Source organism: Paenibacillus pasadenensis (assembly GCF_002864175.1).
GTDB lineage: Bacteria > Bacillota > Bacilli > Paenibacillales > Paenibacillaceae > Paenibacillus_O > Paenibacillus_O pasadenensis.
Genome location: NZ_NFEZ01000004.1, coordinates 1,482,394 through 1,495,584 on the forward strand (window position 1 = coordinate 1,482,394; position 13,191 = coordinate 1,495,584).

General features: G+C 63.8%; 14 protein-coding genes. 13 read left to right on the forward strand and 1 reads right to left on the reverse strand.

Annotated elements, in window-relative coordinates:
• Positions 1–8 precede the first annotated feature (8 nt).
• The 11 genes from B8V81_RS15930 to B8V81_RS15980 all read left to right on the forward strand — a co-directional run bounded on the left by B8V81_RS15930 (position 9) and on the right by B8V81_RS15980 (position 7,707).
• A complete protein-coding gene (locus B8V81_RS15930) occupies positions 9–1,346 on the forward strand; it encodes a UDP-glucose dehydrogenase family protein (protein WP_101808722.1) in 1,338 nt (445 codons plus the stop codon).
• A gap of 40 nt (positions 1,347–1,386) precedes the next feature.
• Positions 1,387–2,535, forward strand: coding sequence for a nucleotidyltransferase domain-containing protein (locus B8V81_RS15935; protein WP_101808723.1), 1,149 nt, complete (start codon positions 1,387–1,389; stop codon positions 2,533–2,535).
• Positions 2,532–3,476, forward strand: coding sequence for an LCP family glycopolymer transferase (locus B8V81_RS15940; RefSeq protein ID WP_101808724.1), 945 nt, complete (start codon positions 2,532–2,534; stop codon positions 3,474–3,476). Before B8V81_RS15935 ends, B8V81_RS15940 begins: the two co-directional genes overlap by 4 nt.
• 42 nt (positions 3,477–3,518) lie before the next feature.
• Positions 3,519–4,205, forward strand: a complete 687-nt coding sequence (locus B8V81_RS15945; protein WP_101808725.1) for a VanZ family protein — start codon at positions 3,519–3,521, stop codon at positions 4,203–4,205.
• 28 nt (positions 4,206–4,233) lie between these two features.
• Positions 4,234–4,731 (forward strand): hypothetical protein, encoded by a 498-nt coding sequence (locus tag B8V81_RS15950; protein WP_101808726.1) that lies wholly within the window; start codon positions 4,234–4,236, stop codon positions 4,729–4,731.
• Positions 4,732–4,783: 52 nt separating this feature from the next.
• The gene (locus B8V81_RS15955) at positions 4,784–4,990 is read left to right on the forward strand and encodes a hypothetical protein (RefSeq protein WP_101808727.1); all 207 of its coding nucleotides are present in this window, start codon (positions 4,784–4,786) and stop codon (positions 4,988–4,990) included.
• Between the two features lie 34 nt (positions 4,991–5,024).
• On the forward strand, positions 5,025–5,240 hold the full coding sequence (locus tag B8V81_RS15960) for a hypothetical protein (protein ID WP_146000513.1): 216 nt from the start codon (positions 5,025–5,027) through the stop codon (positions 5,238–5,240).
• 33 nt (positions 5,241–5,273) lie between these two features.
• Complete coding sequence (locus tag B8V81_RS15965; protein ID WP_028600463.1) at positions 5,274–5,489, forward strand: hypothetical protein; 216 nt, start codon at positions 5,274–5,276, stop codon at positions 5,487–5,489.
• A 256-nt stretch (positions 5,490–5,745) separates the two neighbouring features.
• Positions 5,746–6,627, forward strand: a complete 882-nt coding sequence (locus B8V81_RS15970; RefSeq protein ID WP_101808729.1) for a hypothetical protein — start codon at positions 5,746–5,748, stop codon at positions 6,625–6,627.
• Entirely contained in the window at positions 6,624–6,902 is a 279-nt protein-coding gene (locus tag B8V81_RS15975) for a PqqD family protein (protein WP_028600625.1), read from the forward strand. Before B8V81_RS15970 ends, B8V81_RS15975 begins: the two co-directional genes overlap by 4 nt.
• Positions 6,895–7,707, forward strand: a complete 813-nt coding sequence (locus B8V81_RS15980) for a S24/S26 family peptidase (RefSeq protein WP_101808730.1) — start codon at positions 6,895–6,897, stop codon at positions 7,705–7,707. The genes B8V81_RS15975 and B8V81_RS15980 overlap by 8 nt, the downstream gene beginning before the upstream one ends.
• A gap of 690 nt (positions 7,708–8,397) precedes the next feature.
• On the opposite strand, the gene B8V81_RS15985 is transcribed toward B8V81_RS15980, so the two are convergent.
• Positions 8,398–9,657, reverse strand: a complete 1,260-nt coding sequence (locus B8V81_RS15985) for an IS256 family transposase (RefSeq protein WP_101808325.1) — start codon at positions 9,655–9,657, stop codon at positions 8,398–8,400.
• Positions 9,658–10,221: 564 nt separating this feature from the next.
• Between B8V81_RS15985 and B8V81_RS15990 the strand changes: the two genes are divergently transcribed.
• On the forward strand, positions 10,222–12,651 hold the full coding sequence (locus B8V81_RS15990; RefSeq protein WP_244912773.1) for an ABC transporter ATP-binding protein: 2,430 nt from the start codon (positions 10,222–10,224) through the stop codon (positions 12,649–12,651).
• A complete protein-coding gene (locus tag B8V81_RS15995) occupies positions 12,651–13,154 on the forward strand; it encodes a DUF1854 domain-containing protein (protein ID WP_180968467.1) in 504 nt (167 codons plus the stop codon). The genes B8V81_RS15990 and B8V81_RS15995 overlap by 1 nt, the downstream gene beginning before the upstream one ends.
• The last annotated feature ends 37 nt before the right edge of the window (positions 13,155–13,191 follow it).

Here is a 13,191-nt window from a genome sequence, read left to right on the forward strand (position 1 = left end):
ATAGAGAGATGAAACTTGCTGTGATCGGGACCGGCTATGTCGGTCTGGTGTCGGGAGTATGCTTCGCCGAGCTGGGCAACGACGTGATCTGCGTCGACAAGCTCGAGGACAAGATCGCCAAGCTGCAGGCGGGAGAGGTGCCGATCTACGAGCCGGGCCTGAAGGAGCTGATCGCCTCCAACGCGGCGGCGGGACGGCTTCGCTTCACGACGGACCTGCCGTCGGCGGTGAGGGCGGCGGATATCGTCATCCTGGCCGTGGGCACGCCGTCGCTGCCGAGCGGCGAAGCCAATCTGAGCTTCATCAAGCAGGCGGCCAAGGAGATCGGCGAGTCGCTCGACGGCTACAAGATCATCGTGACGAAAAGCACGGTGCCGGTCGGCACGAACGAGAAGGTCGGCGCGATCGTCTCGGAGCATACGATCCATTCCTTCGACATCGCGTCGGTGCCGGAGTTCCTGCGCGAGGGCTCGGCGATCGCCGACACGCTGAATCCGGACCGGATCGTGATCGGAACGGACAGCGGCATCGCGCGGGAGCGGCTGAGCGCCCTGCATCGCCCGCTGACGGACAACATCCTGCTGACGGACATCCGCAGCGCGGAGATGATCAAGTACGCCTCCAACGCGTTCCTCGCGACGAAGATCAGCTTCATCAACGAGATCGCCAACATCTGCGAGAAGGTCGGCGCGGACGTGACCCGCGTCGCCGAGGGCATGGGACATGACCGGCGCATCGGCTCGTCGTTCCTCAAGGCCGGCATCGGCTACGGCGGCTCCTGCTTCCCCAAGGATACGGAGGCGCTCATCCAGATCGCGGGCCATGTGGACTATGAGTTCAAACTGCTCAAGTCGGTCGTCGAGGTGAACCGCGATCAGCGGTTCGGCGTCATCCGCAAGCTGGAGGCGACGCTCGGCGAGCTCGCCGGCAAGACGGTCGCCGTCTGGGGCCTCGCTTTCAAGCCGGAGACGGACGACGTGCGGGACGCGCCGGCGTTCGAGATCATCCAGACGCTGGTCGACTCCGGCGTCCGGGTGCGCGCCTACGATCCGGTGGCGCAGGACAACTTCAGCCGCCAGCTCGATCATCCTCGCGTGGACTACTGCGCGAGCGCGGAGGAGGCGGCGGCAGGAGCGGACGCCCTCTGCCTGCTGACGGAGTGGAAGGAGTTCCGCGAGTTCCCGCTCGCCCGGCTCGAGACGCTGCTGCGCCGTCCCGTGCTGATCGACGGCCGCAACCAGTTCACGGAGGAGGAGCTCGCCGGCACGTCGTTCGTCTATTACTCGGTCGGCCGTCCCAATCTGAGCAAGGGCGTCCGCGAGCAGAGCCCGGCTCTGCAATTCTAGCAAGAGGCGGCTGGCCGCCGGAAAGGAGGCGAGGATTCCAATGAAGCCGAGCGAATCGATGCAGCTGCTGGACCGGATCTATGAGCGATCCGAGAACGAGCGTTGGGAGGAGGAGAGCTGGAGGCGGGCTTGGGCGGATATCCGCGACTCCTTTACCGGCAGCCAGTTCTACCATCTCCTTCAGGAAAGGGGCTTGCTCCAGGAAGCTCCCGCCTGGCTGCAGGCCGAGCTGAAGGCGGAGTCCGAGCGCATCCTGTTCCAAAACATGCTGATCCGCGCCGAGCAGAAGAAGCTGTTCCGCGCGTTCGAGCAGGAGGGCATCCCGCTCGTCCCGCTCAAGGGCATCCGCATGGCGGAGCGCTTCTTCGGCCACTTCGCGGCGAGGCCGACGACGGATCTCGACGTGCTCGTCCGTCCCGAGGATCTGCAGCGCGCGTCGGCGCTGCTTCGGCGGCTCGGGTTTGAGGACGGCGAGCAGCTGGACGACGATCATTTCCACCTGCTGTTCAACAAGTTCTACGACAACCCGATGTTCCCGTTCCTGGCCGTCGAGCTGCACTGGAGCCTCCTCCGCTCGCACGGGCATGAGACGGACGTGGAGGCGCTGTGGAGCCGCACGGCTCCGCTGAACGGCAGCCCGTGCCTGCGCGAGCTGAACGACGAGGACACGCTCTACCACGTCTGCCTGCATGCGTTCAACCATCATATGTCGTCGCTGAAGTACATCGTGGACATCGCGCAGGTGATCGACCGGACCTGGGATACGGTGTCCTACGAGTCGCTGCTCGCCAGGGCCCGCCGGGACGGCAATCTGGCGAAGCTGACGGCGGTGCTGTCGCTCGTCTACCGCCTCTGCCCGTCGCTGCAGTGGGTGAAGCCGCTCGATCGCCGGCGCCGCTGGCCGTTCTGGAGCGAGCGCCTCCTGCGCGAGGCCGGGCTCGGCATCAAAAGCCGGCGGTACTATCTGTTCCGCTTCGCCTCGATCTTCGTCACGTACGACAAGCCGTCCGCGATGCTCCGCCATATCCAGTATCTGTTCCTGCCGCCCGCGGATTACGCGCGCTCCCAGTTCCGGGAGGATAAGGGCGGCTCTTTGCTGTCTCTGTACACCCGAATCTACCGGCTGCGGCTAAAGCATCTGCTCGGCAGAAGGCCGCGCGCCGGCGCGAAGGAGCTTGACACCCCATGAGCCTGATTCAGAAACGGGCGCTGATCGCCGTCCTGTCCATCCTGCTGGTGGCGGCGCTGTCGGTCGGCGGCTTCGCCTGGTATTTCTACAGCTCGATCAAAGGCACGGCCCACAAGGTCTACGAGCCGACGCAGCGGCCGGTCTACGTGAGCAAGGATCCTGCCGTCGAGGAAGAAGCGGTGCCGTCCGACAACCTGCCGTTCACGGTGCTTGTGATGGGCGTGGACGAGCGGCTGAACGACGTCGGACGCACCGACACGCTGATGCTGCTCGCGGTCAATCCGCAGAAGAGCGACGTGCTCATGCTGAGCATTCCGCGCGATACGCGCACGACGATCATCGGCCGCGATACAGAGGACAAGATCAACCACGCGTATGCCTTCGGCGGCGTGAACATGGCCGTGCAGACGGTGGAGAGCTTCCTCGACTATCCGGTGGACTACTACGTGAAGGTCAACATGGAAGGCTTCGAGAAGATCGTCGACCTGCTCGGCGGCGTCGAGGTGGACAATTCGTTCGCCTTTACGATAGACGGCCAGACGTACGAAAAAGGCAGGCTGAAGCTCACCGGCGAGCAGGCGCTGCTGTACTCGCGCATGCGCTACGACGATCCGCGGGGCGACTTCGGCCGGCAGAACCGCCAGCGCGACATCATCCAGCAGGTGATGAAAAACGCGCTCACGATCAGCAGCCTGACCAAGGCGAGCGGCATGCTCGAGCAGATCGGCAGCAACGTGAAGACGGACATCTCGTTCGACACGATGAAGGACCTGCTGGTGAACTATCGGCCCAAGATCGAGAAGATCACGCAAAAAGAGGTCAGCGGCCAGGGCACGCGCATCGGCGGCATCTACTACTATATCGTTGATCGGGCGGAGCGGGACCGGCTCCACGCGATGATCAAGGAGCATCAGCAGCAAAGCAAGCCCGAGCTCCATTGACGGGCGGATCGCCCGAACCGGGCATGAAGGAGGGAGCGCCGCATGGCAAGCAAAAGCGTGGACGGGACCGCGAGCGGCTCCCGGAACCGGCCTGCGGCCGGACGCGGCACGGCGGCGGAATCGGCAGGCCGGATCGGAGCGGCTCCCGGCTCCAGGCGCGGGGCCGTGGCGGCAGGACGGCGTCCCGCCGCTCCGCCAAGCGCGGCGAAGCCGCCTCGCCGGAGCCGGACAAGAGCCCTTTTATGGGGCTGCCTGCTGTCGTGGCTGCTGCTGATTTTCGTCTTTTCCAGCCAGTCGTATCAGACCCAGTCGATCAAGCCTGCGCTGGAGCGCAAGCTGGATGCGGAGACGGCGCAGAAGTGGCTGCCTCCGATGTCGTTCCATTACAACGGGCAGCTGTACATGCCCTCGTTCAACCCGTATGACGTAATCGAGTTCCTGTTCCGCAAAGCGGCCCATCTGTTCGTCTATGCCGTGCTGGCGGCTCTGGCCTGGGCGCTCGCCCGGCTGTACCGCGTGACGACCGGCTTGTCGGCGTTCATCGCGCTGTCGCTGACGGCGCTGATCGCATGCCTGGACGAGTACAACCAGCAATTTTCCCTATCGCGTACCCCCAACCCCGAGGACGTGCTGATCGATTGGATCGGCGGCTGCCTCGGGGTGGTGCTTCTATACCTGGTCTCGAAGGCGTTCCGCAGGTCTAACCGCTCGTCCCGGCTCATATCCTAAGGCACGTTATGGGACGAGGAGGGAGCGGATGTTCCGGAGAAAGAGAAGGCTGCCGATCGGCGGACTGCTGCTTGCGGCTTGCTTGGCCGCGCTGCTGTGGCTGACGGTGCGCTCTGCTGCGGGATGGCTCGGAGGCGGCGTCGATTCGGGGGGCGCCCGCGAAGTCGTGTCGGATTTCTACACGATGGAGCGGGAGGGCAACTTCGGAGGGTCCTGGGAACTGTTCCACTCTCAGATGAAGGAGCATTTCGCCAAGGACAGCTATATCCAGAAGCGAGCCCATGTGTTCATGCAGGACTTCGGCGTCGATACGTTCGGCTTCGAGCTCGGCGAGCTTGAGGAAGTCGGCGCTTGGCGGATGGGTGGGGACCAGCCTCTGCTGGAGGAGGTGTTCGCCGTGCCGGTCACGATGACGTATCTCAGTAGCTTCGGGGCGTTCGAGATCAGGCAGGACGTATTCGTCGCGCAGGAGTCCGGTGAATGGAAGGTCCTCTGGTCATATCAAGGGGAATCCGACAAGGAATAACCTTGACATGATACAAAATGTATCGTAAATTGAAGAAAGCGAGGTGGTTTCCATGAAGGCTTACAACCCGCCCAAAGTCATCATGCACGAACAGGTCGAATTCGGCACCGTGAACATCAGCAACAATTTCTTCTATCGCTGGTGCAAGCAGTTCAACTTCCGGCCGTTCATCTGCAGGCTGTTCTATGGTTCTGGGAGCGTAGGCGGAGGACATGGCTTCAACGAGCCTTTCTCCGGCATCAAGGGAACGCCGAAGTGACGGCCAGTCCTGGCTGAAAACGAGGTGAAGCAGCGTGATCAAGACCTATGCCGCACCTAGAGTGCTCGTCCATCAGGCGGTTGAGTTCGGCACCGTCAATATCAGCAATAATTTCTTCTATCAGTGGTGCAAGTGCTACAACTTCAAACCGTTCATCTGCCGGCTGTTCTATGGCAACATCGGCCCGAGCGGAGGAAAAGGCTTCTCGGCGCCGCTTGACCATCTGGAAGGCTGGACGCCGAAGAAGTAGCAGACTCAGCATATCCGGATGAGGTGGGTGTCGATGAAGCCGTATTGCGCTCCTGCCGTGCTCGGCCATCAGTCGGTCGAGTTCGGCACGGTCAACATCAGCAATAATTTTTTCTACAAATGGTGCAAAAGCCAGAACTTCGCGCCGTTCATCTGCCGGCTGTTCTACGGGCCGGGCGGACCGGGAGGCCCATGCGGCTGCGGAACGAAGCCGCTCGGCTACCTGGACCGCTACGACGGCGCCAAGTAGGCGCCGTCGCAGGCGGACGAGCGTGGAGGCGTGCGGAGCGAGGTCGAAGCGTGCAAGCCCGCTGCAAGGCGTGCGGAGCGAGGTCGAAGCGTGCAGGCTCGCCGCAAGGCGGGCGGAGCGAGGTCGAAGCGTGCGGGATGGCGGGAAGCTGCCGCCGAGCAAGCGCAGGCAGACTCGAAGAGGGGAACGGGCCTATGGCCGTTCCCCTCTCTCGGGTCGGCGTTGCGGCGAATTGTCACATATGGGGTGATACAATATGTATCTTTATCGAGCAAAAGTAGGCGGACATCGCATCCGGTTCGAAGTGCAGACCGAGCATCTGAAGGAGTGGATCGCCGCGAGGTTCCCGGAGGACCGGGACGAGCTGGCGGCGCTGCCGGTCGGGAGCGGCGAGGCGGCGGTCGAGGCTGCAGGTGCAGCGAGCGAGAGCGAAGTGGTGGCGGGCATGGCATCGAAGGAAGCGGCAGCGGCCCAGGCGGTGCTGTACATAACGGATTTTTACGGCTCGATGTATGACGAAGGTCCGGTCGAGATCGAAGCGGAAGGCGACACGGTCGTGTACTCGCGCAAGGATTACCGGATGGAGACGTCGGCGGACTATTCGAGCGTGAGGCTGCAGGTATTCGACGACCTGGCTCTGAAGCATGCGCTCATCAACTGGTACAGCGCATGGCTGATCCATCGCCGCGAGGGGCTGCTCGTGCATAGCTCCTGCGTCGTGGACGGGGGCAAGGCGTGGATGTTCGTCGGGCATAGCGGAGCGGGCAAATCGACGGCGGCCGAGCTGTCGGCGCCGCGGCCGATTCTGTCGGACGAGGCGACGCTGCTGCTGCTGGATGCGGACGGCGGCGTGACGATCCACGATTCGCCGCTGCGCAGCGAGAACGAAGAGCGCGGCGAGGCGGATGCCTGCCCGCTCGGCGGCATTCATTTTCTCGTGCAGGCGGAGGAAGTGCGGCGAGAGCCGGTGGGCAAGGTCGAGGCGCTGATCGGCCTCATGGACAAGGTGTTCTATTGGAAGCACAGCAAGCCGGAGACGGCCAAGATGATCGCGGTCTGCCGCGAGGTCGTGCAGCGCGTGCCGGCGTATGAGCTGCATTTTCAAAAAAACGATTCATTCTGGGAGGTCATCTCATGACAGTGCTGGCAAATCAGCTCCTGAAGCGGCAGGAATCGATCGAAACGGCGGAGCTCGACGGCGAATGGGTGCTGCTCGATCTGGAAAGCCACTCGATCACGAAGGTGAACGAGATGGGCGGCTACATATGGGAGCTGCTCGAGGCATGCCCGACCATCTCGCAGCTGACGGAGCGCGTCGCCTCGGAGTATGCGGCAGATCCGCTGCAGGTGCAGGCCGACGTGGAGGCGTATGTAGCGGAGCTGATCCGCGTAGGGCTGATCGTGCATGAATAGTCCGGCGGGCAACCTGGCCCCCATGGTGGCCGCCTTGATTCAAAAGCGCGGCGCCATGGAGCTGACCTCCTTCGGCATGAGCATGTATCCCTTAATCCGGGAAGGCGACGCAAGCCGCTTCGTGCGCGTCCGCGCGCGGGACCTGGAGGTAGGGGATGTATGCTTGTTCGTAAGCGGCAGCGGCATCCTGACCGGGCATCGCCTGGTCGAGATCCGCGGCGAGGGCGCCGGCCGTCAGTACGTGTTCCGCGGGGACACGAGTTATGTCGCCGACGACCCGGTCGGCCCCGAGGCGATCCTCGGCCTCTGGACCGGCGTCCGCCGAGCTCGGCGCGGCGGAGGAGCGGGCGTGGCGAGGATCGCGGCAGCTGGGGCTGGCGCGGCGAAGGAGGCGGCGGCCGATGCCGCTGGCGCAAGGGCCGCGGAGGGAGCGGGAGCTGCGGTTGGGGCTGGTACGGCGAGATCCGCAGAGTCGGAGGCCGATGCGGATGACGCAAGGGCCGCGAAGGGAGCGGTAGCCGCGGTTGGGGCTGGTGCGGCGAGATCCGCGGAATCGGAGGCCTATGCGGATGGCGCAAGGGCCGCGAAGGGAGCGGTAGCCGCGGTTGGGGCGGCAGGAGCGGCGCCATCAGGCACGGGCAGCCGTGCCGCTGAATTCGGCGGCAAGTGGATCACGCCGAAGCATTGGCAGGCGCGGCTGCTGCGCTGGCTCGTGCTGCACTATCCGTTGACGCGCAAATTTACGCGCAAGCTCGGCACCTGGAGCATGTCCCGCAAGCCGATGTACCGCGCGGCTTCGCGTTGACGAAGACAGCGCGCCGATGCGCGGACGGGACGAGCGAATAGGCTCGAACGAGAGTCCAAGCGCCCAAGTTGCTCGGAAGACCCGGGTTAGTCTGCTCGAACAGATGCCCCAGCGTCGGAGTTGCGCGGAGAAACCGAGTAACTTGGCTCGAACAGGAGCCCCAGCGTCGGAGTTACGCGGAGAAACCGAGTAACTCGGCTCGAACAGGGGCCTCAGCGCCGGAGTTGCGCGGAAAACCCGAGTAACTCGGCTCGAACAGATGCGGCAGCGACGGAGTTGCGCGGAGAAACCGAGTAACTCGGCTCGAACAGGAGCCTCAGTGTCGGAGTTGCGCGGAGAAACCGAGTAACTCGGCACGAACAGATGCCCCAGCGTCGGAGTTACTCGGAAAACCCGAGTAACTCGGCTCGAACAGATGCGCCAGCGTCGGAGTTGCGCGGAGAAACCGAGTAACTCGGCTCGAATAGGGGCGTCCCAGGAGGCATTAAGTCGAAGAAATCGAGTTAGTAGGGTTCGAGTTGGGCATCCAGCAGGTATTAACTCGAAAAAATCGAGCTAATGTGCTCTAACGCGGGCTCCCGAAGGGCATTAAGTCGAAAAAATCGGGTTGCAGGAGCCCGGAGGAGCGAGTCACAGGTCAAGTCCATAATTGTGTGTAAAAACACTTCTCGGTAGAAAATGGAATCGGGTTTAAAGGCTGTCCGTCGCTTCCGTCATGGTGGTGCTGGTTTCCTGCTCCTCCGAGCCGGCGCCCTGAGTGGCTTTCTGCTTCTTCCACGCCTTGAAGTCCGTCATGTCCATGTACGGCTTCTTCGTCATCCAGTACTCGTTCTCTTCCATGAGCATGGCTCCGATGAGACGGATGACGGAAGCGCGATTGGGAAAGATGCGGATGACCGTCTCGCGCCTGCGGATCTCCCCGTTCAGGCGCTCCATGCCGTTGGAGGTGCGCAGCCGCACGCGGTAGGCCTCCGGGAAGGCCAGCACCGCGACGGCGTCCTCGAACCCGTCCTCCAGTATTTTCATCGCTTTGGGTGCTGTCTCGGCATACGCCTCAAGCGTCTGTTCGAGATAGGAACGAGCCGTCTTCATGTCGGGCGCATCGAAGATCGATCGGACGCGACTCTTGATTTCGCTTTGGAGCGCTTTGGGCGCTGCGTTCAGCACGTTCTTGATGAAGTGCGTCTGGCACCGCTGCCACGAGACCCCTTGAAACTCCTTCTCGATGGCCTTGACCAGCCCGCCATGGTAGTCGCTCGTGACGAGCTCTACGCCGTGCAGGCCGCGCTCTTTCAGCCAGCGGAAGTAGGCGCCCCAGCTCTCCTCCGACTCGGTGTCGTCGACGCGCAGGCCCAGAATCTCACGCCGGCCTTGCTCGTTCACGCCGTAGCCCACCAGAACGCCTCGAGAACAGATACGGCCTTCTTCACGCACCTTCACGTAGATCGCATCGATGGTGATGAAGGGGAAGGCGTGGTCGGCCAGAGAGCGGTTGTTCCAGTCGTGGACAGCCGGGTCCAGCTGCTTGCACAGGTGGCTGACCGTTGACTTGGAGAACTCGGTTCCGCACAGCTCCTCGGTGATTTTAGTCACCTTGCGCGTCGACACGCCGTTGATGACCATTTCCATGAGCGAGAGCACCAGCGCTTGCTCGCTGCGCTGATACCGGGCGAAAAGCTCGGTAGAAAAGGAGCCGTCCCGAAACCGGGGGACGCGCAAGGTGACGCTGCCAGCGCGGGTAATGACGTCGCGCTCGTAGCTGCCGTTGCGATAGCCCTTGCGCTCGCTGGTGCGCTCGTACGTCTGCGCCGCCAGCTGATCCGTCGCCTGGGCTGTCAGCACCTGATTCAGCACCGTCTCCAGCAAGCGGGCCACTCCCGCGTCCCGATCGGTTCCGATAAACAGCTGGTGCAAAATGTCTTGATCTACGGTAATCTGGTATTGAGTCATGTGTAGGCACTCTCCTTGGAATGTTGGTCTCGACAACTTCCATTCTAACCGAGAGTCCTACCATGGCTTTTCTTTTTATGGTCAGGAGCATTTTACACAATTATATGGACTTAACTCGAGTCACAGGCTGTAACCCGAAAAAATCGGGTTGCAGGAGTGCGGAGGAGCGAATCGGGGGCTGCAACCCGAAAATGTCGGGTTGCAGGAGCCCGGAGGATCGAGTCAGAGGCTGCAACCCGAAAATGTCGGGTTACAGGAGCCCGGAGGAGCGAATCGGAGGCTGTAACCCGAAAAAATCGGGTTGCAGGAGCCCGGAGGCGCGAATCGGGGGCTGCAACCCGAAAATGTCGGGTTGCAGGTCTGAACGCGAGGTATCGTGGCATCAGCGAGGCGATAGCGGAGGAATGCTAGCCGCTGGGCAGAGCAAGGAGCAAGCGAAGTAGCGTGGCGGTGATGAGAGGGGGCGTGCAGTGCCAGCGGAGCGACGGTCTGACTAGCAAGCAACGCTAACACGCAGCGCTAGCACCAACACTAGCGACTTAGGACAGCAAGGAGGCGGAGGGCATGGCGTACGGCAAGGCAGGCAGAGCCGGCGGCAGACGGAAGGCGGTCGAGCCGACGGATGGTGAGCGAACGGGAGGCGATGGAGCGGCTGCGGCGCTGAGGCAGCGGCTGGCCGATGGCTGGCTGCGGCTTGGCGCGGACATCAACGAAGCGCGGCAGTTCCAGCGCTATGAGCTCGTGTTCACCGACCGCGAAGCGGCGGTGATCGACGAGCAGGGCCGTCTGCAGCGGCGCTTCCCGAAAGGCACGATCGACGAGATCGAGCTGCGGGAAGGCGTCGCAGGAGGCGCGCTCGTCCTGCTGACACGCGACGGCATGCGCGAGGGGGCGCGCTTCACGCTTCCGCATCTGGAAGCGTACCGCATCGCCATGCCGCGCATCGCCGCATGGCTCGAGGAGCCGCTCCCGGTTCCCGGGGGAGCGGCTCCGCAGCCTCCCGCGCCGGGCAGCGACGCTGCCGGCGCGAGCCCCTCCGCGCCCTCCGGGCGCGAGCCCCACGCCGCGCCGCAAGCCGGCGCGCCCCAAAAGCTCCCGCCGCGCGTGCGCAGAGGCGCGGCGCAAGCCGCCGCCCCGCGCGGCGCAGCCGTCTCGGCCGAGCCGCAGGGCGCGGCCGAGCCCTCCCGCGCTTGCCGCGTCTGCGGCAAGCGCCTTTGGCACCGGCGCACCAAGTGCCTCCGCTGCAGCAACAAATACCTCATGGTCCGCCGCATCCTGGCGTACGCTCAGCCGCATCGCCGGCTGATGATCGCCAGCGGCGTCCTGCTGCTCTTCAGCATCGCCTTCGAGCTCATCCCGACCTATCTGATGAAGCTGCTCATCGACAACTTCACCGAAGGCGGCAGCCGCAGCGCGCTGCTCTGGCTCATCGTCGCCATGGCGGCCGTGCATCTGATCGGCACGGGCGTCTCGATGGCCCGCAGCTTCATCGGCCTGCGCTTCGGCGGCAGGCTGATGGGCGACATCCGCAAGCATGCGTTCGACGCGATCCTGAAGCTGTCGATGAGCTATTTCGACCGCAGGCAGGTGTCGCAGTTCATCAGCCGCGTGCAGAACGACACGGAGGAGCTCAAGCAGTTCCTCACCGAAGGCTTCATCCAGTTCCTCTCGCAGGTGCTGCTCGCGGTCGGCGTGCTCGGCCTGCTGTTCTACCTCAACGCGCCGCTGACGTGGATGATCCTCATTCCGGTGCCGTTCCTGGCGCTCGGCTTCCTCTGGATCTGGCCGCGCATCCGCATCCTGTGGTACTCGCAGTGGATGAGCGTCATGAACGTCAACAACGTCATCGGCGAGTCGCTGCAGGGCATCCGCGTCATCAAGGCGTTCGCCCAGGAGCGGCGTGAAAAGCAGCGCTTCGCGCAGGCGAACGATACGCTCGTGAAGCGCATGATCTCGATGGGCAACCTGTGGATGAGCGTCTCGCCGCTGTTCTCGCTCGTCATCGCGGCGTTCGGCCTGCTCGTCTGGTACGCCGGCGGCAAGTCGGTGCTCGGCGGCGGCATGACGCTCGGATCGCTGACCGCCTATGCGTCGTATCTGGTCATGTTCTTCGGTCCGCTGCAGGCGTTCGGCGCCTCGCTCAACATGATCAACCGGGTGATGGGCTCGGCCGAGCGCATCTTCGAGCTGATGGATGCGAAGAGCGACACGCCGGACCGCCCGGATGCGGTGCAGCTCGAGAGCGCGCAGGGCGAGATCCGCTTCGAAGGCGTCCGCTACGGCTACGACAAGAGCCGCGCCGTGCTGAAGGACCTGAACCTGACGATCCGCCCCGGCGAGATGATCGGCCTCGTCGGTCCGAGCGGCGCCGGCAAGTCGACGCTCATCAATCTCGTCTGCCGGTTCTACGACCCGGATGCCGGCAGCATCCGCCTGGACGGCATCGACCTGCGGGACATCGCCCAGGAAAGCCTGCGCGCGCGCATCGGCGTCGTGCTGCAGGAGACGTTCCTGTTCGACGGTACGATCGCCCAGAACATCGCCTACGGCAGAAAGGACGCGTCGCCCGAGAGCATCATCGAAGCGGCGCGCACGGCGGGGGCGCACGGCTTCATCTGCGGCTTGCCGGAAGGCTACGAGACGCAGGTCGGGGAGCGCGGACACCGCCTCTCCGGCGGCGAAAAGCAGCGGATCGCAATCGCCCGCGCCGTGCTGCTCGATCCCGAGATCCTCATCCTCGACGAGGCGACCGCCTCGGTCGATACGGAGACGGAGCGCGCCATCCAGGAGGCTCTGGCCCGCCTGGTCAAAGGACGCACGACGATCGCCATCGCCCACCGGCTCTCGACGCTGCGCGGCGCCGACCGGCTGATCGTGCTGGAGCAGGGCCGCATCGCCGAGACCGGCACGCATGACGAGCTGTACCGCAGCAAGGGCACGTACTGGCGGCTCGTCGAGTCGCAGAAGCAGATGACCGAATCGGAGGTGGGATGATGAACGGCAACCTGGTGTTCATGAACCGCTCGAAGCCTTGCGAGGTGATGCTGTACCACAGCCGCGAAGGCTATCTCAAGGCCGTGCTCGGCGGCGAGCCGATGGGCCGCGTCAAGCTCGTGCGCTGCTTTCCGTACTCGCTGCCGGATCGGCTCATCTCGGTGCGCACCGCCGATACGGGCAAGGAGCTGCTGCTGCTGCCGAGCCTGGATCAGCTCGAGGAGGAGAGCCGCATCGCGGCCGTCATGGAGCTCGAGCGGGAGTATACGATTCCGCGCATCGAGCGCATCGTCTCCATCCGCAAGAAGGGGCCGGAGTGGATCTGGTCGGTCGAGACCGACTACGGTCCGAGCATGCTGCATATGAGCATCCTGCACGAAGGCATCCACAGCCTGGCGGACGGGCGCTGGATCGTGACCGACGACGATGGACGGCGGTTCGAGCTGTCCAACCTCGACCGCATGGACCAGCGAAGCCGGGATCAGTGGGAAAAGATCGGCTGACTGGCGTCAAGGCCGACATCGGCGGTTCGATACGCGG